The organism is Ochrobactrum teleogrylli (assembly GCF_006376685.1).
Lineage (GTDB): Bacteria > Pseudomonadota > Alphaproteobacteria > Rhizobiales > Rhizobiaceae > Brucella > Brucella teleogrylli.
On record NZ_VEWL01000010.1, the window covers coordinates 142,560 to 162,673 of the forward strand.

Sequence of the window (20,114 nt, forward strand, 5' to 3'; positions counted from 1 at the left end):
CATGACCAGTATACTCCCGCCGGTCCATCCCGGCGAAATCCTTCGGGAGGAATATCTCATCCCGCTTGGTATGAGCGCCGGTGCGCTTGCGAAGCATCTGAATGTCCCTCGCACCCGTATCGAACGTCTGGCAACGGAACAGACTGCCGTTACACCTGATACGGCTCTGCGTCTTGCCAAGTTCTTCCGTACCACGCCGGAATTCTGGATGAATATGCAGGCGAGTTATGACCTTAAAACAGAGGCGGTAGCTATTCAGGATCAGCTCTCAGCTATCCATGAATTAGAAGCGGCCTGACCCGCTTCGATTGCGCCACTGTTCATTCACTGTTTTCAGCGAGGCGATCCGGTTTTCGCCGGTTTTAACCGGCCCGTTATCCGCCGTTATAAAACGGCCTGCGTTCTGTTTCTTCCCTGTATTATCAGGAGGCTTTTTCTCCTGTTGGTTTTGCCACAGGTGGAATAGTTTCGAATCCAACAAAGCATCCGGGACTGATGCCGGTGTGCATTTCCAGGATTTCGAGGGCTTTGCAAAGAAGTATCTGCGATTGACCAAGGATGAAACGTTTGTCGCTGTCGTCGCCGTAACAGGGGATGCTCTGTTGAATTAGACCACGACATACCGACAGTGCCGCCAAGGCATCCACCAGTTCAAACCCTTCCGACATGATGAGACGCGCTACTGTTGCGCCTATTTCTTGCGAGTATTGGCCGTTATTGCGGGCAGCCTTCAGCCGATCCGATAGCTCCAAGGCAACATCTGTTAAATTCTCTTGCATCTGGTCCACCTCAATGGTGTTCTGTAACGAGTTGATCAACGGGGCGATGGGCAATGAAGCAGGGCAATCCGATAGAATTTCTTGGCTACTTGATTGCCGCTGCTTTGCTTATTCCTTTGGGCATCTGGCTGAAAGCCAACTACGCAGAGGATGTTGGCTATCAGATATTGTCTCTTGGAGGCCTTCTTTACTGACCCTGCATAATCGCGCCAGATCGAGTGGGGATGGCGAGCGCAGTCGAGAAGCGATCCAGCACATTCATGAAGAATGGCGACTGGCTGGCGTATTTGACCGCCTGTTGGAGAGACTTCGGGTCATTGCTCGTCAGTAGCTTAGCCATGTGTTCAAAGGTCTTATTGTTCGCAGACTTCACGATGGCGGACGCGCCTTGTTTAGCTGCTGCAGCGCCAGCGCCCAGTGCGGCGCCCGACAGCGCCCCTTGATAACCGCCGCTGTAACCACCTATAGCTCCGCCTGCGCCCGCACCGAGTCCTAATTCCACAAGCTGACGGGCAGTTGTCGAGTTTCCAAGTGCACCACGAAGCCGATCAACCAAGTCCTCAACGCGAACATAAGCCTCGATTTCCTTCATTTTTTGCGGACCAAAAACCATCTGCATACCTTCACGCGATGCCTGATTTTTGAATATCTGATTGACGACATTCGCTCGGTCGCTTGTCGATTTGATCCGGTCAACCAATTCGGAAGCGTATCCCCTCGAGAATGCATCCTTTTCCATGGTTGAGAACGATTTGAAGGCCCTCTGAGCTTCCGGCAATGAACGAGGTGTCCGCGCAAAGCTTTTGCCTGCGTCGATAGCATTATCAGCGCCGAAGAATGCTGAAGCGCCCTGTCGCGCGGAGCGGAATGACGGGACGGCAGTATCAAGTTCTCCAACAAGCTTGTTTTTCAAACCCATCAGATCAGACGCGAACGTCTTGTCACCTGACCGCTGTGCGGTGCCAATCTGCCCATCAAGATTGCGCTTAACTGATTGGCGATGCCAACAATGAAATTCGGATCGGATGAACCGAAGGCCTGCTCGGCTCGCTCCTGGTGAACAGTCAGTGTCCCGGTTTTGTCATAATGAAAAATAGCAGTTTTTGAGGGATCGACAGCAGCAGGTTTCGCTACCGCGCCGCCTTCAACAGTCCTTGGAACTTTGCGGCATTTGCCATCCGCTTTTTTTTCTTTCGCCGTATCAGCCATATCTAATTGCCTCATTCTGAGTTTGAAGCTTTGAGGCGTTGATCGCCTCGACTGCTTGCATTGGCGTCAGTCCGAATTGCTTCCGAAGGTGCGGAATGATGGGGTGGGGCTTTTCAGCCTGTGGTGTGATAGCCAGCCACACAGCGGCCCGTTTCACTGGATCGCTCATCAGAAACGACCTTTTTTTGAAATGAGAAAGCTTGAGCTATCGCCCGGTTCGCTCACCTGCCTTTTGATTGGCTGTTCGCGACCGGGCTTACTCCAGCCGTTGCGCTGAAGGTTACGAATGAGGCTCGGAGTGGGGATTAGCTCAAGGCCGCTTTCGCTACCTGTATATGGTATATTAATAGTGCCCGCTCTCGGCGTGCAGGGAATGGCCGAAAATGAGGCTTCACTGTACGCTCTGGGCGTGCTGACAGCCCGCTCTAAGCGTGCGGTGGTGCCGTTTCCTGTACGCTCTAAGCGTGCTGCGTATACGCTCTCGGCGTGCGGCGTTTTTTTCTTCGTGCGCCTGCTGTCGGGTTTCCATGACATGAATTCTTTCGACGGAACCAGCGAGCGTTCAGGTTCATCCTGTGGCAACTCGGTCAAAGTCCACGTGGTTGCGAAGGGAGTGCCTTTGAAGCTTCCCCTGCGTTCCTGCTTGATGAAGCCCTTCTCGAGCAGTTCGCGAAATGCTGCTGGAATGGGTTTGTTGCTGCAACCCACCAATTCCTGCGCCTCTCGATAGCTCATCGAAATTGCCCCGTTATTCTTGCCGTTATAGCGGCGCTTGATTTCGACATAGAGGCAGCGTGCATAGACGTTTAACGAGCGCCAGGCATCGCAATCGAGAAACCAACGGTGAAGCTGAATATAAGGGGAGCCACTTCCACGGCTACGGCTGTCATGTTTCGCCATGAACGCCTCCCCGGAAAGGTAGGGAGGCGCGAGGCCTCCCAGTTGCTTTGAATGTGGCTGTCATGCCGCGGCGCCTTTTTTGTCGAAGGGCGTCACTGCGGAGTGCAGCACATACCGCGCATGAGTACCGCTAAAAGAGCCTTCATGTTTTTCATGAATGGTTTCAATGTCGACGCCGAAGCCGCGAAGCTTGAACACGTAAGCCGACCAGCGCGGACCGGGATGATCGATGGGCGTACATCCAGCCTTTCCGGCATTGATAAGGCTTTCCAGCGCCCAACGGTCTCGGCCTTTAACGGCAATGGTGAATGGGGTCGAGGTTCCGTTCGTGACTGCGAATGCGGCAGATGCCCAACGTTCTTTATCGGTACTCATGCTGCGCCTCCAATTCCGGCGAGTTCGCACACAACGCGGGCCGTCGCTATCGGAAGGCCAAAGCGCTTTGCGATGATCGATGCTGTCAAATTTGTTGCGGGGAGGGGCGGATTGCGGTATTCAGAAGGGGACCAACCGTTTTGAATTGCCGATCCGCCGTTCTTGCTGCTGCCCAGCAAGTGCGGCGTTTCTGTTATGTCGCTCATCTAAGCCGCCTTCACCGAAGGCAGGCTTTCGACGTAGCGTTTCAGGCTTTCTGCGAGAATGAGTGTACGACGACCCTCTTTGCGGGCGTCGATTTTGCCTTTGCCGATCAGTTCGTAAATCTTGGTGGGGCCAAGACCACAAGCTGCGGAAGCATCCTTAATCGTCAGCGCAATTGCTGGCATCTTCTTTGCCTTTCTTCATCAGCGCCCGTGAATGAGCGCGGTTGACGTGATGAAGATTGGCGAAATCGGGGAATTTAATCGATTGAGCAGAACGGAAATTTTTTGAAGGTTAGGTTTGCCCTATTAATAGAGCAAAATTGTTATCGGTAAATTATGCCGTTTGCTCTATCGACGTTTTTTATACGCAGCGCGCACACGTTTGATTTTGGCTTCCATCCCTCCGGCTGTGGAGTAGTTAGTTTCTCTGAATGGTTCAGGCATCACTGAAAGTAATTTAGTCATAAACTTGGAAAAAGGCGCAGGGTCATATCCCTCTCGTGTAGATGCTGATGCAAACGGCAGATCATGTATTTTTGCCCATTGCGTCATAGAAAGGATAAAAGCGTCGATTGGTTCTACAGATGAGCCGTCATCCACTTCTTTTTCGGCTGCTTCTGCAATTCTTTTCTGTGCTACATTTACCGCGACCGAGAGAACCATCGCAATTTCTTGGATTAATTGGTCAGAGAGTTTTATGAAATATGGACGATCTGGTAGCTCATAATCGTTGGCAAGAGGAACAATACCCGCATCAGCATTTTCAGGATCAAAGCTGAAAAGTTCATTCTTTGCATCAAAACGCAGCATCTGCTGGTCTAAGACGGACTCCAAAATGTATTCAAACTCATGAAAAGCATCAGATCTACGGTCCTGCTCGTATGCTACGGTCCATATTGACCGTGCTAAATCTTTATAGGGGTGTATCTGGTCCTCAACATCCCGCCATGTTTGTCGAATCTTCTCAACCCGCTTATGTGAGAGGAACTCATTACAATTCTGCTGTAGGTGCTGGCGCGCCGTTGCATCAATCGGGCGTTCATATGCCGTTTCGAGTGCTTCGAACTGTTCATTGTTCAGTGCTATTTCGGGGTCTGGACCTGAATATGTAACGATACGGAGAGGTTGTTTTCTTACTGCCATCGCTGCACCTTCACGAAGCACCTAAACAGACGCAGGGAAACCGGAGGTGCGTTCCGGCTTGTCGGATGGCCGTCCTATCCCTGCGTGTTCGATTATTCTCCAGCCTTCAACTTCACCACTTTGCCGCGCTCGGAATCGACTAGCGGCACGACGGCGAGCGCAGCCAAGTCATCGAGAGCGTTAACGATTGCGGAGGCGTAATGACGTTCGATCATCTTATCCGACGTGTCGTGAAGCTGGGCGACAAGCCGCACGGGGAGGGCTGCACGCAACCCACGGACAATGGATGAGTGGCGCAGCGCGTAAGGCACCGTGTCAGCGGGTAAACCAGCGCGCTTAATGATGGAAATCCAAGGCCGAGCAAGTTCGGCTGGTGAGTTCCATGTACCGCGTTTATCTCTGACCCAGACGGGTTTTGCACCTTCCGCTGGCCGTTCCTGTTTGTGCTTCCAGCGCTCGAGCAATGGGTCGGCAGGACGACGGCCCGCAACGGCTGGCCTGAGCGCTTCGATAACATCACCGCCGACCTTCACACCGATATGCGTTGCTCGCTTTTGGCCGCGTCCCTTGCGGGAGGTGGGAATCATAAGGCGCGACTGATCCGGCTGCACATCGCCAACCTGAATTCTACGGATCTGGGAAAAACGCATTCCTGTAGCGGCCAGAACGAGCACCAACCGGAACAAATCACCTGACCAATCTTCAATATCATCAACCGCTCGAGCAGCTTCGATGATACGCCGCACATCAGCATCAGGTAGTGCTGCGCCGTCGCGGGCTGCTGCTGGTTCCGCCTCACCAGCCTTCAGACCAAATTTGATCATGGTCAGATAAGAGGCGGGCAGACGCTTGAGAATACGGGGAGGGACTGCATTCAATGCCGCGCGAAGGTCGTTGACGATTCGCTGAACGCTTGAAGTCGCTAAGGTTTCCGGCAGATCGGCTCGCCAATCAGACAAATCTTCATCCGATAGGGCGTCTAGCCGTTTATCGGCCAATGGCTTTTCGAGAACATGCAAGGTCAGTCTGCCGGAAGCATCATGCGGGCGGGCGCCTTCTTGTTTTTCCGCTCTGGCCTTACGCTTGGCTGCATAGGTCTCGACAACTTCGCGCACCGTGGGGATCGGCTCTTTGCCAGCATCCCGCTCACGTTGGCGTGCTTGCTCGACATGCTGGGCAGCTTTGCTCTTAGCTTGCTCGAAATTGAGCGTTTCAACACCATCAGCCGATAGCCCGTCATCAGCTGCGCCGATTCTCTCCTGCTTGTAACGGCCATCGGGCAGGCGCCAACGCACAAACCAGCGCCCGACGCGCTTGCCTTTGCGATACCCAAGATGAACGTCTGCGCTCACGCTGCGCCAGTGATTACCGACCGGCAATCCTTTCCGGGCGTTCGGCGTGGTGAGGGGAGATTCTTGCAGCGTCTTGGACATGGATTTGTAAAAGTCGTCTAATAACCGTCAAATAAGCAGCCACGTAGAGTGGCGAACAGTCATGAAGATAATTTACCAAGTCCGTGAACGCAATGAAAACATGGAGGGAACAAAGGCGGTTAACAGCGGTGAATCATGAAATACTGGAATTCAAAGCGCTCGCCCTCTCACGGCGCAAACAGGGGTTCGATTCCCCTTGGGCGTACCATTGATTTCCAGCACATTTTTTCGATGGCTCATAAACCGTGGTTATCCCTTGCCGCGCAGTTCTTCGACAACCAGCAATAGGACGGCTGGTAACCATCACGAAAAACGCCGTCAGCCCAACATTGAACCAGTCCATGGAAGCCCCCCCCAACACCCATTCGGCCCCCCGAACCGTCCGCCCTATTTAAATTGAACGTCGAGATGTTGATTCAGTTAGTGGTTTTTACAGAGAGAACCAGTGGAGATATTGGCTAAAGCGCTTTTGAATAGACGAAAAACCCCGCCTGTGGCGGGGTAAAAGAGCAGAGGGGAATAGAACAGATGCTTTTAGTTATTCCGGGCACCCCTTGTTGGGTTGAAGCTCAACACCCCTTTCACCAACGACCAAACACATTTTGGTGTGCGATATACAATGTCCTGGTAATGAACTGCCTGGGCAAACGACGCCTAGTTCCTGAGCAGTAGCGTTGGAAATCAAGGTGCCTATAAGCACAGCTACGCTTAATGAGAATTGAAGAGTTGCTTTCATCTTTAAATCAACCTACAAGTTTTTATTTTAATATTATAATTTTGAAATTTTATTCTTAACAATGCAAATTGCAATCGCAATAGGTTTTCCGCCAAAAACCTTTGGCAATAAATATGGCGCTTGAGAGCCTCATTTAAATCGCTGGGGAGATTGCCTCATTCCAGTTGCGAAAATTTGCAACTGGCGGCGGGAGGGTGCATAATCAGCTTATGAGCGAACGTTACAAAAAGCCCGATTACGAACAGGAATTGCGACAGGCCGGGGTGCGCATCACGCGCCCGCGCCGCATCATCCTGAATATTCTGACTGAAACGGAAGATCATCCGGATGCTTTGGAGATTTTTCGCAGGGCGGTCGAGATCGACAGCAGCATTTCGCTTTCGACCGTTTACCGCACCATGAAGCTTCTGGAAGAGCGCGGTGCCATCCATCGTCATGCCTTTGCCGGCGGTCCGTCGCGGTTCGAACAGGCAAGCGGCGCCCATCACGACCATATCATCGATATGAATACCGGCGAGGTCGTTGAATTCCGCTCCGACAAGATCGAAAAATTGCAGGAAGAAATCGCCCGCTCGCTCGGCTATGAGATCGTTCATCACCGTCTCGAACTTTATTGCAAAAAAATAAAATCCTGACGGAACCAAATTCCAGGGCCTGCGTTTTTGGTCCATGAAGCCCGTGACCCCGCCCCCCAACACGGTCTTCACAGTTCGCCCCAACTCCCCCAACAAGGGTGGACGGCGTGAACGCCGCGCAGACGGTTAACCGTTGTGCCAGCAGGCGTTTCGCTCTTTTTTAATAAGCCGTCATGGTTCGTCCATGACGGCTTTTATTTGGGCCGGAGTGTTGTCTGGAAATCAGGAATCGAACTGTTCGTCCGGTATGGTCAGCGAATAGACAGCGCCGGTGCCATCGATGCGGTATTGCGCCTGGCCATTGACCGAGGCGGGGACTATGCGCTGAAGCACAGCGCTGCCGAAACGGGGATCGTGCTGATAGACCTCCGGCATGGCCGGATTGGTTTCTTCCCAGCGGAAGACCAGCTTTTCGCCTTCGTTTTCGGTGCGGACGACTTCTGCCGAAATAGCCACACGGCCATAAGGGATCGAAAGGCCACCGAATGAGGTCGCATTGACCACCAGCTCATGCAGCGCCAAACCGACATGCAAGGCGGCGCCCGGGAATAGATAGGGGTTGTCTCCTTCGAGACTAAGCCGCTCATCGGTGACGTCGATATATTTTTCCACCTGAGAGTGGACAAGGTCACGGAAAAGCGCGCCGCGCCAGTTGGAATCAGTCACCAGATCCTGTGAATAGGACAGCGACTGGATACGCCCGCGGAATTTCAGCAGAAAATCATCAATCGTATCGGTGAAACGCGCTGTCTGGCTGGCGATGCTCTGCACGATGGCCAGCATGTTCTTTGACCGGTGACTAACTTCGCGCAAAAGCGTTTTTAATACCTGCTCGCGGCGTTTCAGCTCGCTGATTTCCAGTGCTGTCGTCACCAGTCCGAGGAGATTGCCGCTGGTATCGCGGTCGCAATCGATATGCAGTTCGACCCAATGGAGCTTGTTGCCGTCCATGATGGAAAGTTCGACATTCTGCGCCGTCATGGTTTGAAGCGCCGTCTCTTTGGCCGATTTCAGCTTGGCGAGCGATGTGGAAACGATGAAATCCTCGTCGGTGCCGCCGGCTTTCCAGTTATTTTGCCAGTAGACGGGTAGATTTTCCCCCCAGGCATAGGTCAGATCGGGACGCTGATAGAGCACGCAGACATTGCTGTTACGGACTGCCCGAAGGAGCGCGCGCAGACGGGCTGCATCCGGTTCGGCTTCGCGTAATGGCAGGTCTGATGCGCTCATTATAGTCTCGATAACGGTCGATTGGGCCGGATGGCGTGCGCTGACTGAAGGTCGGGACGGTGGACCCTATTTTTCTCCAGAAAGCAAACCGCCGCGCAATCTCGCGCGACGGTATGTTGTTGTTCATATCGGTAGGGCCGGTTTACGGCCAAAAACAGACCAGTTCTGAACTGGGTTTTTCTCCGCTCTATCAGGCCTTGCGGATCGCCGAGGCTATCAGCGAAATGACCAGCAAGGCTAGGAACACGAAGAACAGAATTTGGGCGATACCCGCCGATGCTCCGGCAATGCCGCCAAAGCCCAGCGCACCGGCGACAAGAGCCACGACGAGAAATACGAGCGCGTAGTAAAGCATATCCGATCTCCTCTTTTGTATATGAGGAATAAACTACTTTGCTATGCATTCGGTTCCTGCCAGCGCTTAAAAATGAGTTATTCAGGGTTGAGAGCGGGGCTTTCTCAGGTTGCAAAGCGGGAATGCACGCCGCTCCGGGAAGAGGGTTTCCCTTTCCCGGAGGCGATTACAACCGCCAAACTTGGCTGTAGCGGGCCGAACTCAGGCCGCGACTTGAGAAGCCTCTTCGAAAAACAGCGCCTGACTGATCAGGGCTTTCACCATGTCGGGATTGAACGGCTTGGTCACGAGGAAGGTCGGCTCGGGGCGTTCGCCGGTCAGCAGGCGTTCTGGAAAGGCCGTGATGAAGATGACAGGGATTGTGTCGTCTTTCAGGATTTCATTCACGGCGTCGATGCCCGAGCTGCCATCGGCAAGCTGGATATCAGCCAGAACCATCCGCGGCTTCTCTTTTTCATAGAGTGCGAGGGCCTCATCCTTGGTGCGGGCGATGCCGACGACCTCATGTCCGAGGCTTTCGACCATCTGCTCGATATCCATGGCGATCAGCGGTTCGTCTTCAATGATCATCAGGCGGGTTGCGACCTGACGCGAGATTTCCGTCGATGCGGCGGAAAGGAGACGCCCCAGTTCGCCATCGTCGACATTGAGAACCTCGGCGGCTTCCTTGTCGCTGAAGCCTTCGACGGCCACCAGCAAGAAGGCCTGACGGGGCAGCGGCGCAATATGCGCCAGATTGCGGTTTGCCCGCTGTTCCCAGCCGATCTCCGAAGATTGTTCCGGCACCCGGATCGATGCGGTCTTGTAGAGGTCGCAGAACAGGCGATAGACGCCGATGCGGTCCGACGATGTATCCGGGAAAATGCTCAGATCGGCGATCAGAGCTTCTAGCACGGCCGCCACGTAAGCATCGCCGGATGTCTGAGAACCGGTGAGGGCACGCGAAAAACGGCGAAGATAGGGAAGATGCGGCGCGATACGCGTCGATAACGTCATGGTAATGGAACTCCTCATCTGCCGCTTTGTTTTACATTCGCATGAATCCGGTTTGAACAATCGGCTCGAACCAGCTTTTGGCCAAGCGCGATCATCCGCAATCGGGCGCGGCATTACGGATGGAAACGATGCGACTTGAAAAAAGTTCCGAACTGACGGCATAATTTCTGGAACTTTTTTGGGGCTGGTGCATTCCCCGTCCAACAGAAGCTTTGTAACAAACAGGACAGGGCTCATCGCCTAGAACGATACAATATGACAGATAAAGATAACCTTCATACGAATGGCGTCGCGGCGTCGCGGCGCGTCCCGAAGGACATATTAGGACCCAATTGTGAAGTCGGATTGAAACTCAAGGCGTTGTACGCCTCGATTCAAGATGAGACGATCCCGGACCGTTTTCTCGATCTTCTCGAAAAACTCGATCAGGCTGAACAGGAGAGTATGCGTGGACAGAGCACCCGTTCCGTCGGTTGATGGAAATGCCCCTCAGGAGGGCCCGCAAGGCGCGCAGTTCAAGCGAGAGCTGCTGGCGTCGCTGCCAAGCTTACGCGCATTTGCCGTGTCACTTATCGGCCAGCATGACAAGGCAGACGATTTGGTACAGGACACCATCATGAAGGCCTGGGCCAAGCAGGAAACCTTCGAGATGGGCACCAATATGAAGGCCTGGCTTTTCACCATCCTGCGCAATGAATTCTACACTCAGATGCGCAAGCGTGGGCGTGAGGTGCAGGATACGGATGGCCTGTTCAGCGAACAGCTCGCCGTGCATCCTTCGCAATATGGCATGCTGGATCTGCAGGATTTTCGCTCGGCGCTTGAGCAACTGCCTGACGATCAGCGCGAAGCGATCATTTTGATCGGCGCTTCCGGCTTTGCTTATGAAGAAGCGGCGGAGATTTGCGGCTGTGCGGTCGGCACGATCAAAAGCCGTGTCAGCCGTGCGCGGACCCGGCTTCAGGAAATCCTGAAGATCGAAGGCGAGGGCGATTACGGCCCCGATGCCGATTCGTCCCGCGTCACCTTGAGAAGTTTTGCATGAGGCTTCATGCCGCCGGATTCTTTGATCCGGCGGCATTCACCACAAGCTTAAGCAGTTTGTGTGCCATTTTGGCTTAAATGATCCGGTGCCGTCGCCCGGCGGCATTTATTTTCGCTGGTCATGACAGTTTTTTGCCCCAGACACTTGAAGGTTAGCCGCCACTGATATTTGCTATCTGAAGTGGGTGTTCAATTTGTATTGGGGCGCGTTTTGCCATCAGTCTTGTTGCAGAAACTGCTTCAGTCTTCACCGAAACCGATTGCGGTTATCGTCTCGCTCGGACTTGTGCTTCTTTCTGCCGTGATGACGCTGTTTCTGTCCTCGAGCGTTACGCATCAGATTGTCGATATTTCCCGCAATTATGCCTTGCGCCAGCAGGTGGACAAGGTTGCCCGGCTCGCCAACAATATCGAGATGAGCCGTCGCGGCTATCTTCTGACGCTCGACGAGGCGCATCTCGATCTCTATCGCAATTCGATCCTCTCTGTTGAGCAGACATTGACCGATCTGGAGGCCCTGTCGGTCCCCAATCCGTTGCAGGATACGCGGGTAAAGCAGATTCGCGCTCTGATCGAGCGGGAAGAAGCGGATGTGCGCCAAACGGTGGAGCTTGCATCGTCGGGCAATGTCGCAGCAGCGATGCAGCGGGTGCGCAGCGACGAAGGCAAGGCGTTGATGGACCAGCTGTCCACCACCGTGTCGGACTTCATCGATGTGGAAGAAAAGCAGCTTGCCGAACGGAACGAGCGCATCAACCGGATGCGCTACTGGATGACGGCCACCTCCATCGTGGCGCTGGCTTCGGCGGCGATGCTGGGCTTGCTGCTTTTCAGCCGCGTGCAGCGTTATGCGCGCACCATGTTCGAAGGGCAGTCGGCGCTGCGCTCTGAAAACGAGATTCTTGAACAGCGGGTGCGCGAACGCACAGCCGAACTGGAGGAGGAGCGCCGCATTGCGGAGCGTGAGCGTTATCGCGTCGAGCTTCTGCTACAGGACACCAATCACCGTATCGGTAATTCTCTGGCGACCGTCTCCTCCCTGCTGGGTTTGCAGATGCGACAGGCGCGTAGCGAGGATGCACGCGCTGCCCTTTCGGCGGCGCGCGACCGGGTGCAGACGGTTTCGACAGCCCATCGGCGTTTGCGGCTGGGCGAAGACATGGAAACCGCCCGCGTCGACGAGTTTCTGACCACGGTTATCAACGATATCCGCAATGCCATCGGTCAGGACCGCCAGATCGAGATCGTGACGAATTTCGAGCAACTTGACCTGAAAGCCCGGGATGTGACGACCATTGGCATCATTGTCGGCGAACTGGTCACTAACGCCATCAAACATGCTTTCAAGGGGCGACCAGGCGGGCAGATTTCCGTCAGTTTTCAGGCGGATGCCGATGGTGTGCCCGTTCTGGCGGTGGAAGATGATGGCGTCGGTTGGGGCACGGAAGGCGCGAAGCCGGGCGACAAGAACGGACTTGGCACGCTGGTAGTAGAACAGCTTTGCATGCAGTTCGGCGAAAAGCCGGTCTATGGTGAAGCCGTGGATCGCGCTGGCACACGCGTTTCTGTGCGCCTTGCATCGCTGGTCGATAGCACCGACGCGGCTGCGCAGTAAAGCGAAGCGCCTCCCGATGACCCATGAAAAAACACCGGAACAGGTTCCGGTGTTTTTATTTTTATAGGGCTTTTGTCAGGCTTTGGGCGGTCGCTTCTTCTTGTCTGAGAGGAGCGAAACCAGAGCAATGCCTGCAAGCGGCAGGGCGGCTGCCAGTATCGGCCGCTTGAGGATTGATGGGATCGTCGCAAGAGCGGCTGTCGCCATCATTGCCGATTTGTCGGCTGCGATCCGCTCTTTGCGCTTTTTCGCCTCTGCTGCGGCCTGTATCTTCAGCACAGCGAGAACGAGCAGCGCAAGTATCAGCGAAATGGCGGCAAGAATCAGTGCTGCAAGCGGACCGCCATAGGTCTGCGCCAAAGCCAGAAAGGCCGCGACACAGAGAAACGTGACCGTGATGATGCCGAAAATGCCAATCGCCACGCCGTAAATCGCTGCGCGTCGCGTTTGGCTGACGGTGAATCTCACTTCTTCGCCAGCCAGAGCGGACAGGATAGGGACCAGAGCTTTAAGCATGGGACGCCTCAGCGGCGGGAAAGAAGGGCGAGCAGATAGCCGATGCCAAGCGCTGTGGCGAGCGATGTTATCGGACGTTCACGAACGGTTGCCGTCAATTGCGCTTCGAGGTCCTGCGCCTTTCCGCACAATTCATCAACAACATCGCCGCCTTGCAGATAGGCGCTCTGATAGGTTTCCTTCGCGCTGCGCTTGGCGTCGCGGACGGTCTGGTTGCCGAGATTGGCGAGCGTCGCGGCGATGGCTGCGATGTCTTCCTTCAACTGCTCGACCTGCGCCTGCAAGTCTTCCGTTGTCGAATCGGTCAACGCTTCCTCGATCTTTTCTTCGATCTTGTTCGTCTTCGCGGATGCACGCGCCATATCTGGCCTCCTGTCATAACGGATTATCGTTGTAACAACGCTTTTCGTCACCAATGGTTGCACGCATTAGCCAATTGCAGCAACGCTGCGCGTCACTTCTCGTGCGTCATGGTAAACGAGCAGAGCCGTCGCAGGTGCTGGTCAGAACAAGGCGTGGTCAGACCATGTCAGACGAGGAACAGATAGGCTGCGCCTGCAATCATCAGGAAGGCAAGGCCGACATGGGCCGGTTTCAGCGCGCGCTGCGGAGCTGGCAGCGGATCATCATTGCCCGCCATGGCGGTTCTTGCCGCATGTTCGAGTGCCTGAATGTCTTTGTGCATCATGTGCATGCTCCTCCTGCCGGACCGCACGCCCCAATATTGTTGATCAGGGAGACGAACACATCCGACATGGTTATCAGGTCTGATTTGTCCGCATTATGCAACAGCTATTTATAAGGGGTTTGACAGGCCCCACCTCCCACAAAAGCTGGCAGAAAAAGGCAGTTAAAACAAAACATGACTTGCATCATCATATTATTGGGGGTTAAAAAGGGTTCAACAAGCAGCGCTGCGGCGTGCGTGATGGGTCGTCCTTGGCGCCCGAGTTGAACAATCAAAAGGCGATCAAGATGACTGGTTTCTGTCGGAAAGGCTTCATGGCTGCGGCGATGGGCATTGTCTTGCTGGGCGTTGGTCCGGCATTGGCTCAAGAGGCGACACAGCCCAATCCTTCAACTGCCCCCGCAGCCGCTCAACCAGCCACCCCGCCTGCATCGGCAGCGCCTGCCGCACCCGCGCCGTCGGTCCCAGCAGCACAGCCTGCTCCGGCAGCGCCCGCCGCGAATGCGCCTTCGGCCCCGCAAGCCGAGCCACAGCCCGTAATCGCTGGGCAGCCTGCCGCTGAAGAGCGCGATGCCAGCCTCCCGCATGATCTGTCGCCCTGGGGCATGTTCATGGCTGCCGACTGGATCGTGAAGGCGGTGATGATCGGTCTCGGTCTTGCCTCGCTCGCAACATGGACCATCTGGGTCGCCAAGTCGCTCGAATTGGCTGGCGCTCGCCGCCGGGCTAACAAGGCGCTGAAGACCATCGGTCATTCCGCCACGCTTTCCGAAGCTGTCCGCGCGCTTGACGGCGTCAAGGGTCCGGGCGCCATCATGGTGCGCGCCGCGGAAGACGAGGTTCGTCTCTCCAGCCCCGCACTGGCGCGGGCTGGCGGCGAGGGCCTGAAGGAACGCGTTTCGTCGCGCCTGTCCCGCATTGAAGCCAAGGCTGGCCGTCGCCTGTCCAAGGGCACCGGCATTCTCGCCACCATCGGCTCGATTGGACCATTTGTCGGTCTGTTCGGCACCGTCTGGGGCATCATGAATTCCTTCATCAACATCAGCGAAGCGCAGACGACCAATCTGGCCGTGGTAGCTCCGGGTATCGCCGAAGCGCTGCTCGCCACGGCCATCGGGCTTGTCGCCGCTATTCCGGCGGTTGTGATCTATAACGTCTTTGCCCGTGCGATCACCGGCTACCGTTCGCTTCTGGCCGATGCATCGGCAGGCGTTGAACGTCTGGTCAGCCGCGATCTGGATTTCAGGGCAGCTGGCGTGCGTGAAGGCACGCTGCACGCAGCGGAGTAGGCATCATGGCGAGTAAAGTTCGCGAAGGCGGTGGTGACGATCTCGAACTCAATCACGAGATCAACGTAACGCCCTTCATCGACGTGATGCTGGTTCTGCTCATTATCTTCATGGTGGCAGCACCGCTTGCGACCGTGGACGTGAAGGTTGATCTGCCTGCATCGACCGCTGCCGCCGCGCCGCGTCCCGACAAGCCGCTTTATGTGACGCTGAAGGAAGATCTGAGCGTCAGCGTTGGCAATGATGTCGTGGCGCGCGATCGTCTGGGCGCTGCGCTGGATGGTCTTTCGGAGAAAAACAAGGAAACGCGCGTTTTCCTGCGCGCCGACAAAACCGTTCCTTATGAAGAGCTGATGCGCATCATGAATTCGCTGCGTGAAGCGGGCTATCTCAAGATCGCACTGGTCGGCCTCGAAACTGTCGGCGCGGCTGCTCCTGCTGCTCCTGCGTCCCCCGCACCGGCGTCTGCTGCGCCCGGAGCGGCACAATGAACGCACTTCCGCCCGATCATCCTCCCGTGAAGGTGGCTTCTGCCGACGCCCATCACCATTCCTTCTGGCATGATGCGGGACGCTGGATCGGCGCGGGCATTCTTGTGCTGACTGTGCATGCGGCTGGTGCTTATGCAATCCACCAGATGCAGGAAGAAGACCAGCCGGATGGCGGACAGGTCGCGGCCATGGTGGTTGAGCTTGCGCCGGAGCCGATGGCTCCGATGGAAGAGCAGGTTGCTGATGAGGCGCAGCCGGAAACGGCGGAAGCGCCGCAGGATGTTGAGCCTGAGCCGGTCGTTCAGCCGGAACCACAACCTGAAGAGCCAACGCCGCCAGAGCCCGAGCAGGTAACACCACCGGAATCCGAGCCGCAACCTGAGCCGGAAGTTCAGGAGAAGCCGGAAGAGATTATTCCAGATGTGGTCGAGGCTGAAAAGCCGGAAGTGGCCGTACCCATGCCGGTTGAAAAGCCGGAACCAAAGCCCGAGCCGAAGCCAGAACCCAAGAAGGTTGAAAAGCCGAAGCCTGAAAAGCCCAAGCCGCGAAAGGTTGAGAAGCCGAAGCCCAAGAAGGCGGAAAAGGCACCTGAGACCCGTCAGGCCAGTGCGCCGCGCATGGATGCCGATAACGGCCCGAAGGCGGCTGCAAACCGCCGTGGTCAGAATAACGCGTCTGCCGGTGTCAATTCGGACAAATGGAAAGCGAAGCTTTTTTCTCACCTGAATCGCAATACCCGGTACTTGCAGCGCAAAATGCGCAACGCCCGGGGTCTTGTGACGGTGACATTCGTTGTCGATCCTACCGGTACTGTCTTGTCGGCCCGTGTGGCCGGGTCGTCGGGTGACCCTGCGGTTGATCAGCTTGCACTTGAAGCGGTGCGTCGTGCGTCACCCGTACCCGCTCCGCCGCCAGCGCTCGCCGAGCCGCGCAAATCGATCAGCGTGCCGTTGATGTTCAAGTAAGTTCTCGAGCGTGTATTCGAAAAAAAGCCGGTCTGGAGGAACCAGACCGGCTTTTTGCTGTGTCCTATTCGGACGACAGCGCGACGGCTGGAAGTAGGCGCGACGCCTTGCGGGCAGGCAGAAAGCCGAAGACTAGCCCTGTTGCGAAGGCGCAGGCGAAAGCCAGCAGAACCGGTCCGATGCTGTAACCGACCGAAAGCCCGGCCCAACCGGCAATGGCGGCAGACCCAAGGCCAATGAGCACGCCGAAAGCGCCGCCAATAGCCGAGACAGTGAGCGCTTCCGTGATGAATTGCAGGAGGATATCCCGCCGCCTTGCGCCGGTCGCCATGCGCACGCCGATTTCGCGTGTGCGCTCCGTGACGCTGACCAACATGATATTCATGACTCCGATACCGCCGACCAGAAGCGAGATGGCGGCAACTGAACCGAGAAACAGCGTCATGGTGCTGCCCATGGCCGCCGCATCGTCGCGAATCGACGACATATTGGTGATCATCGTGTCGCGCTGCTTGTGGCGCTCGTCGAGCAGGTCCTGAATCTGTTCCTGCGTCGTGTTTATGAGGTCCGCATCCTTCACCTGCACGGTGATGGTGCGCACATATTTCTGGCCGAATAGGCGCAGATTGCCGGTCGAAAGCGGAACGATGACCACATCATCCTGATCCGTACCGCCGAAGCCAGCCCCTTTCGGCGCAAGCGTTCCGATGACCTGAAACGGGATTTTCTGGATCAGAATATATTGGCCGATCGGATTGCTGCCATCCGGAAACAGCGTCTTGACCACGGTGGCTCCGAGCACGGCAACCGGCGCATAGGAGGTTATATCGTTCTGCGTGATGAAATCGCCCGTCGCGAGCTTCCAGGATTTGGCCTCCGAGAAAGCCGGAACCGTTCCGTTGGCCTGTGACTGGTAATCGACATTGCCGCGCCTGAGCGTGACTGTGCCTGTGACTTCCGGCACGGCGGATTTGATGTTCGGCAGTTCGAGGATCGCGTCCGCATCGGCTGGCACAAGCGTTGCGATACTGCCCGAGCCGCGAAAGCCCGCCATGGACGGGCGCACCAGCACCAGGTCGGTGCCCATGGCGTTGATGCGGTCGAGAATCGAATTTTGCGCGCCGGTGCCGATGGCGAGCATCGTCACCACCGAACTGACGCCGATGATGATGCCAAGAAGCGTCAGTACCGTGCGGAAGATATTGGCCCGCAAGGCGCGCATGGCCATTTTCACGGCTTCCGAAATATCGGCGATACGCGCGGCATGCCCGTCGCCCGCCTGCTGCAGTCGCTGCGGCGCCTGCCAGTCTGGAATGCCCCGCTTGGTCGTGTCGGAAAGGATTTCGCCATCCTTGATTTCGATCAGCCGGTCTGCGCGTTCCGCTACTTCGCGGGCGTGGGTGATGACAATGATCGTGTGGCCCTGCTGGTGCATGGAGCGCAGCAGTTCCATCACATCCTCGCCGCTCTGGCTGTCGAGCGCGCCTGTTGGCTCGTCCGCGAGAATGATGCGTCCGCCATTCATCAAAGCGCGCGCGATGGAAACGCGCTGCTGCTGACCGCCCGACAGCTGGTTGGGGCGGTGGTCGGTACGGTCTCCGAGCTTCAGCGAGTTCAACAGTTCGGCTGCCCGCTCGTGACGCTCGGCAGCGGGCATGCCTGCATAGATCGCCGGAACCTCGACATTTTCCTGCGCGGTCGATGTCGAGATCAGATTGTAGTTCTGAAAGACGAAGCCGAATGTGCGGCGGCGCAGGGCGGCCAGCGCATCGGCATCGAGGGTGGAAACATCCTCACCATCGAGCCGATATTGCCCGCCAGTCGGGCTGTCGAGGCAGCCCAGAATATTCATGAGGGTGGATTTGCCTGAACCCGAAGCGCCCATGATGGCGACGAACTCGCCCGCATGGATGTCGAGGCTGATGCCATGCAGAACCTCAACGGCGAGGTCGCCATTGTGATACGTCTTGCTGATCTCTTCAAGCCGGATGAGGGGCGCGTCTTGCATGGGGGACGTCCTCAGAAGAAGGACATGCCGCCGGGGCGACGACCGCCACGTGCATTGGCATTTCCAGCGGACGAAGTTCTCGAAGCGCTGGTGACGACGACCTTGTCGCCTTCCTCCAGTCCGCTTTTGATTTCGGCCTGCACGCGGTTGCGCACGCCGACTTCGACCGTGCGCTCGGCGATAGCGCCATTTGTGTCAACGACCCTGACGATGATCTGCGGTCTTCCGCGATGCTGGCCCTCACGCGGGCTGCCGCCATTGCGGGTGCCGTTGCGCTGCCCTTGCGGGCGTTCGGCTTGCTGACCTCCCGCCTCACCGGAAGGGTCGCGGCGTTTGAAGCTCAGCGCAGAGGTTGGAACGAGCAGCACATCCTTGGCCGAATCGATCACGAAATAGACCTGCGCGCTCATATTGATCATGAGTTCGCCGGTCGGGTTCGGCACATCGAACAGCGCATAATAAAGCACGACGTTATTTTCGGTGGCAGGTGTCGGCTTGATCTGGCGCAGCGTGCCCGTGAAACGTTTTTCCGGTTGGCCGAGCAGGGTGAAATAAACCTCCATGCCGGGCTTTAATTTGGCGATATCCGCTTCGGAAACCTGCGCTTCGACCGTCATGACCTTGAGGTCGGCGACCGTCACGACGGTCGGCGCGGTTTGCGATGCGTTCAGCGTCTCGCCTTCCTTGGCGGATTGATCGACGACGGTGCCAGCCATGGGGCTGTTGATCTTGGTATAGCCGAGATCGACCGTGTCGCTCGCCAATTGCGACTGCTGCTGGCGGATTTGCGCGCCAAGCGCCTTCACATCTGCATCGGCCATGGCGAGATCGGCTTCGGCCTGATCGACCGTCGATTGAGAAACGCCGCGCGTGGCAAGCAGGGACTTCTGCCGCGTTGCGTTGAGCTTCTTGAGCGTCAGTTGCGCTTCCTTGCTGAGAAGCTGGGCTTTCAGATTGTCGAGCTGCGCGCTAGCGATCTCAACCCTCTTCTCGAAGGGAGAGGGATCGATCTCGGCGATAAACTGGCCTTCCGTGACCTGGTCGCCAACTTCCACCTGCACGCTTTTGAGCTGTCCCGAGACCTGCGCACCGACATTGATGCTGCGCAGGGCGCTGAGTGTACCCACCGCGGTGATCGCGTTTTCAATATCGCCACGCACAACCGTTTCAGCGAGATAGCTGCTCTTTTCGTTTCCGGCTGCGCGCGCATCGAAGAAATACCAGCCAGCGCCGACAGCAATGACCGCAGCGGGCAGCCACAGCCACCAGCGACGGCGTTTGCCGAAGGCGCGCTTTTGCGACAATGTCGCCTTCTGGCCCGAACCGGATGAAGCGGAAGATGTGCCCAACGTTAAATCCCCTGAATTCTTGAATCCCCGCTCTCGCGGGAAAACCATGCCTTGTCCGTGAAAAGCACCCGTTCTGGCCGCAAGCCTGCACGCCCGATGATCGGAGCGCGCCCGTGCCCCTCCCAATAAAGTGGTGCTTCAGGTTATCTAAA

At 56.4% G+C, this 20,114-nt stretch carries 26 protein-coding genes; 9 read left to right on the plus strand and 17 right to left on the minus strand.

Annotated elements, in window-relative coordinates:
* The first annotated feature begins 1 nt into the window (after position 1).
* Positions 2-298, plus strand: a complete 297-nt coding sequence (locus FIC94_RS16070; protein ID WP_140025520.1) for a HigA family addiction module antitoxin — start codon at positions 2-4, stop codon at positions 296-298.
* A 124-nt stretch (positions 299-422) separates the two neighbouring features.
* On the opposite strand, the gene FIC94_RS16075 is transcribed toward FIC94_RS16070, so the two are convergent.
* Entirely contained in the window at positions 423-779 is a 357-nt protein-coding gene (locus FIC94_RS16075) for a hypothetical protein (RefSeq protein ID WP_140025521.1), read from the minus strand.
* Positions 780-832: 53 nt separating this feature from the next.
* On the opposite strand from FIC94_RS16075, the gene FIC94_RS22475 reads away from it, so the two are divergent.
* Positions 833-973 (plus strand): hypothetical protein, encoded by a 141-nt coding sequence (locus tag FIC94_RS22475; RefSeq protein ID WP_180918005.1) that lies wholly within the window; start codon positions 833-835, stop codon positions 971-973.
* On the opposite strand, the gene FIC94_RS16080 is transcribed toward FIC94_RS22475, so the two are convergent.
* The 8 genes from FIC94_RS16080 to FIC94_RS16115 form a co-directional block, all read right to left on the minus strand.
* Positions 967-1,698, minus strand: a complete 732-nt coding sequence (locus FIC94_RS16080; RefSeq protein ID WP_140025522.1) for a hypothetical protein — start codon at positions 1,696-1,698, stop codon at positions 967-969. The genes FIC94_RS22475 and FIC94_RS16080 overlap by 7 nt on opposite strands.
* The gene (locus FIC94_RS16085) at positions 1,698-1,988 is read right to left on the minus strand and encodes a hypothetical protein (RefSeq protein ID WP_140025523.1); all 291 of its coding nucleotides are present in this window, start codon (positions 1,986-1,988) and stop codon (positions 1,698-1,700) included. Before FIC94_RS16085 ends, FIC94_RS16080 begins: the two co-directional genes overlap by 1 nt.
* Positions 1,989-2,156: 168 nt before the next feature.
* Entirely contained in the window at positions 2,157-2,888 is a 732-nt protein-coding gene (locus FIC94_RS16090; protein ID WP_140025524.1) for a hypothetical protein, read from the minus strand.
* A 60-nt stretch (positions 2,889-2,948) separates the two neighbouring features.
* Positions 2,949-3,263 (minus strand): winged helix domain-containing protein, encoded by a 315-nt coding sequence (locus FIC94_RS16095; RefSeq protein WP_140025525.1) that lies wholly within the window; start codon positions 3,261-3,263, stop codon positions 2,949-2,951.
* Positions 3,260-3,469: a hypothetical protein gene (locus FIC94_RS16100; protein ID WP_140025526.1), complete on the minus strand. Its 210-nt coding sequence runs from the start codon at positions 3,467-3,469 to the stop codon at positions 3,260-3,262. Before FIC94_RS16100 ends, FIC94_RS16095 begins: the two co-directional genes overlap by 4 nt.
* The gene (locus FIC94_RS16105) at positions 3,470-3,652 is read right to left on the minus strand and encodes a helix-turn-helix domain-containing protein (protein ID WP_122241779.1); all 183 of its coding nucleotides are present in this window, start codon (positions 3,650-3,652) and stop codon (positions 3,470-3,472) included. It lies immediately after the preceding gene.
* 165 nt (positions 3,653-3,817) lie between these two features.
* Positions 3,818-4,612, minus strand: coding sequence for a hypothetical protein (locus FIC94_RS16110; protein ID WP_140025527.1), 795 nt, complete (start codon positions 4,610-4,612; stop codon positions 3,818-3,820).
* Between the two features lie 92 nt (positions 4,613-4,704).
* A complete protein-coding gene (locus FIC94_RS16115; protein WP_140025528.1) occupies positions 4,705-6,045 on the minus strand; it encodes a tyrosine-type recombinase/integrase in 1,341 nt (446 codons plus the stop codon).
* Between the two features lie 945 nt (positions 6,046-6,990).
* On the opposite strand from FIC94_RS16115, the gene FIC94_RS16120 reads away from it, so the two are divergent.
* Positions 6,991-7,416, plus strand: coding sequence for a Fur family transcriptional regulator (locus FIC94_RS16120; protein WP_140025529.1), 426 nt, complete (start codon positions 6,991-6,993; stop codon positions 7,414-7,416).
* Between the two features lie 222 nt (positions 7,417-7,638).
* Here FIC94_RS16120 and FIC94_RS16125 read toward each other — a convergent pair whose 3' ends face one another.
* From FIC94_RS16125 to FIC94_RS16135, 3 genes are all read right to left on the minus strand, one after another.
* Positions 7,639-8,646, minus strand: coding sequence for a sensor histidine kinase (locus FIC94_RS16125; RefSeq protein ID WP_109369729.1), 1,008 nt, complete (start codon positions 8,644-8,646; stop codon positions 7,639-7,641).
* 190 nt (positions 8,647-8,836) lie between these two features.
* Positions 8,837-9,001: a DUF1328 domain-containing protein gene (locus FIC94_RS16130; protein WP_006473348.1), complete on the minus strand. Its 165-nt coding sequence runs from the start codon at positions 8,999-9,001 to the stop codon at positions 8,837-8,839.
* A gap of 201 nt (positions 9,002-9,202) precedes the next feature.
* Positions 9,203-9,997 (minus strand): response regulator, encoded by a 795-nt coding sequence (locus FIC94_RS16135; RefSeq protein WP_109369728.1) that lies wholly within the window; start codon positions 9,995-9,997, stop codon positions 9,203-9,205.
* Between the two features lie 255 nt (positions 9,998-10,252).
* Between FIC94_RS16135 and FIC94_RS16140 the strand changes: the two genes are divergently transcribed.
* From FIC94_RS16140 to FIC94_RS16150, 3 genes are all read left to right on the plus strand, one after another.
* Entirely contained in the window at positions 10,253-10,474 is a 222-nt protein-coding gene (locus FIC94_RS16140) for a NepR family anti-sigma factor (protein WP_109369727.1), read from the plus strand.
* The gene (locus FIC94_RS16145) at positions 10,446-11,042 is read left to right on the plus strand and encodes an RNA polymerase sigma factor (protein ID WP_109369726.1); all 597 of its coding nucleotides are present in this window, start codon (positions 10,446-10,448) and stop codon (positions 11,040-11,042) included. The genes FIC94_RS16140 and FIC94_RS16145 overlap by 29 nt, the downstream gene beginning before the upstream one ends.
* Before the next feature lie 210 nt (positions 11,043-11,252).
* The gene (locus FIC94_RS16150) at positions 11,253-12,656 is read left to right on the plus strand and encodes a sensor histidine kinase (protein ID WP_109370307.1); all 1,404 of its coding nucleotides are present in this window, start codon (positions 11,253-11,255) and stop codon (positions 12,654-12,656) included.
* A 75-nt stretch (positions 12,657-12,731) separates the two neighbouring features.
* Here the strand turns inward: FIC94_RS16150 and FIC94_RS16155 are convergent, their stop codons facing one another.
* The 3 genes from FIC94_RS16155 to FIC94_RS22480 all read right to left on the minus strand — a co-directional run bounded on the left by FIC94_RS16155 (position 12,732) and on the right by FIC94_RS22480 (position 13,860).
* Positions 12,732-13,172, minus strand: a complete 441-nt coding sequence (locus tag FIC94_RS16155; RefSeq protein WP_121538540.1) for a phage holin family protein — start codon at positions 13,170-13,172, stop codon at positions 12,732-12,734.
* Positions 13,173-13,180: 8 nt separating this feature from the next.
* Positions 13,181-13,534: an ElaB/YgaM/YqjD family protein gene (locus FIC94_RS16160; protein WP_140025530.1), complete on the minus strand. Its 354-nt coding sequence runs from the start codon at positions 13,532-13,534 to the stop codon at positions 13,181-13,183.
* Positions 13,535-13,701: 167 nt separating this feature from the next.
* Complete coding sequence (locus FIC94_RS22480; protein WP_167836095.1) at positions 13,702-13,860, minus strand: hypothetical protein; 159 nt, start codon at positions 13,858-13,860, stop codon at positions 13,702-13,704.
* Between the two features lie 251 nt (positions 13,861-14,111).
* On the opposite strand from FIC94_RS22480, the gene exbB reads away from it, so the two are divergent.
* Genes exbB through FIC94_RS16175 form a run of 3 tightly spaced genes read left to right on the plus strand, consistent with a single transcriptional unit; the run spans position 14,112 to position 16,605 of the window.
* The gene (gene exbB / locus FIC94_RS16165; protein ID WP_140025531.1) at positions 14,112-15,149 is read left to right on the plus strand and encodes a tonB-system energizer ExbB; all 1,038 of its coding nucleotides are present in this window, start codon (positions 14,112-14,114) and stop codon (positions 15,147-15,149) included.
* A gap of 5 nt (positions 15,150-15,154) precedes the next feature.
* Positions 15,155-15,640 (plus strand): TonB system transport protein ExbD, encoded by a 486-nt coding sequence (gene exbD / locus FIC94_RS16170; protein ID WP_109369722.1) that lies wholly within the window; start codon positions 15,155-15,157, stop codon positions 15,638-15,640.
* Entirely contained in the window at positions 15,637-16,605 is a 969-nt protein-coding gene (locus tag FIC94_RS16175) for an energy transducer TonB family protein (RefSeq protein ID WP_140025532.1), read from the plus strand. The genes exbD and FIC94_RS16175 overlap by 4 nt, the downstream gene beginning before the upstream one ends.
* 64 nt (positions 16,606-16,669) lie before the next feature.
* Here the strand turns inward: FIC94_RS16175 and FIC94_RS16180 are convergent, their stop codons facing one another.
* Together FIC94_RS16180 and FIC94_RS16185 are read right to left on the minus strand one after the other, a co-directional pair.
* Complete coding sequence (locus FIC94_RS16180) at positions 16,670-18,613, minus strand: MacB family efflux pump subunit (protein WP_140025533.1); 1,944 nt, start codon at positions 18,611-18,613, stop codon at positions 16,670-16,672.
* Positions 18,614-18,624: 11 nt separating this feature from the next.
* On the minus strand, positions 18,625-19,962 hold the full coding sequence (locus FIC94_RS16185) for an efflux RND transporter periplasmic adaptor subunit (protein WP_140025534.1): 1,338 nt from the start codon (positions 19,960-19,962) through the stop codon (positions 18,625-18,627).
* Between the last annotated feature and the right edge of the window lie 152 nt (positions 19,963-20,114).

Excerpts from the sequence above, each read along its gene's own strand:
- FIC94_RS16100 (WP_140025526.1), bottom strand. The coding sequence starts at position 3,469 with ATGAGCGACATAACAGAAACGCCGCACTTGCTGGGCAGCAGCAAGAAC.
- FIC94_RS16115 (WP_140025528.1), bottom strand. The coding sequence starts at position 6,045 with ATGTCCAAGACGCTGCAAGAATCTCCCCTCACCACGCCGAACGCCCGG.
- FIC94_RS16095 (WP_140025525.1), bottom strand. The coding sequence starts at position 3,263 with ATGAGTACCGATAAAGAACGTTGGGCATCTGCCGCATTCGCAGTCACG.
- FIC94_RS16180 (WP_140025533.1), bottom strand. The coding sequence starts at position 18,613 with ATGCAAGACGCGCCCCTCATCCGGCTTGAAGAGATCAGCAAGACGTAT.
- FIC94_RS16175 (WP_140025532.1), top strand. The coding sequence starts at position 15,637 with ATGAACGCACTTCCGCCCGATCATCCTCCCGTGAAGGTGGCTTCTGCC.
- FIC94_RS16075 (WP_140025521.1), bottom strand. The coding sequence starts at position 779 with ATGCAAGAGAATTTAACAGATGTTGCCTTGGAGCTATCGGATCGGCTG.
- FIC94_RS16110 (WP_140025527.1), bottom strand. The coding sequence starts at position 4,612 with ATGGCAGTAAGAAAACAACCTCTCCGTATCGTTACATATTCAGGTCCA.
- FIC94_RS16160 (WP_140025530.1), bottom strand. The coding sequence starts at position 13,534 with ATGGCGCGTGCATCCGCGAAGACGAACAAGATCGAAGAAAAGATCGAG.
- FIC94_RS16155 (WP_121538540.1), bottom strand. The coding sequence starts at position 13,172 with ATGCTTAAAGCTCTGGTCCCTATCCTGTCCGCTCTGGCTGGCGAAGAA.
- FIC94_RS16070 (WP_140025520.1), top strand. The coding sequence starts at position 2 with ATGACCAGTATACTCCCGCCGGTCCATCCCGGCGAAATCCTTCGGGAG.
- FIC94_RS16130 (WP_006473348.1), bottom strand. The coding sequence starts at position 9,001 with ATGCTTTACTACGCGCTCGTATTTCTCGTCGTGGCTCTTGTCGCCGGT.
- FIC94_RS16080 (WP_140025522.1), bottom strand. The coding sequence starts at position 1,698 with ATGGGTTTGAAAAACAAGCTTGTTGGAGAACTTGATACTGCCGTCCCG.
- FIC94_RS16125 (WP_109369729.1), bottom strand. The coding sequence starts at position 8,646 with ATGAGCGCATCAGACCTGCCATTACGCGAAGCCGAACCGGATGCAGCC.
- FIC94_RS16105 (WP_122241779.1), bottom strand. The coding sequence starts at position 3,652 with ATGCCAGCAATTGCGCTGACGATTAAGGATGCTTCCGCAGCTTGTGGT.
- FIC94_RS16140 (WP_109369727.1), top strand. The coding sequence starts at position 10,253 with ATGACAGATAAAGATAACCTTCATACGAATGGCGTCGCGGCGTCGCGG.
- FIC94_RS22475 (WP_180918005.1), top strand. The coding sequence starts at position 833 with ATGAAGCAGGGCAATCCGATAGAATTTCTTGGCTACTTGATTGCCGCT.
- FIC94_RS22480 (WP_167836095.1), bottom strand. The coding sequence starts at position 13,860 with ATGATGCACAAAGACATTCAGGCACTCGAACATGCGGCAAGAACCGCC.
- FIC94_RS16085 (WP_140025523.1), bottom strand. The coding sequence starts at position 1,988 with ATGGCTGATACGGCGAAAGAAAAAAAAGCGGATGGCAAATGCCGCAAA.
- exbD (WP_109369722.1), top strand. The coding sequence starts at position 15,155 with ATGGCGAGTAAAGTTCGCGAAGGCGGTGGTGACGATCTCGAACTCAAT.
- FIC94_RS16135 (WP_109369728.1), bottom strand. The coding sequence starts at position 9,997 with ATGACGTTATCGACGCGTATCGCGCCGCATCTTCCCTATCTTCGCCGT.
- FIC94_RS16120 (WP_140025529.1), top strand. The coding sequence starts at position 6,991 with ATGAGCGAACGTTACAAAAAGCCCGATTACGAACAGGAATTGCGACAG.
- FIC94_RS16090 (WP_140025524.1), bottom strand. The coding sequence starts at position 2,888 with ATGGCGAAACATGACAGCCGTAGCCGTGGAAGTGGCTCCCCTTATATT.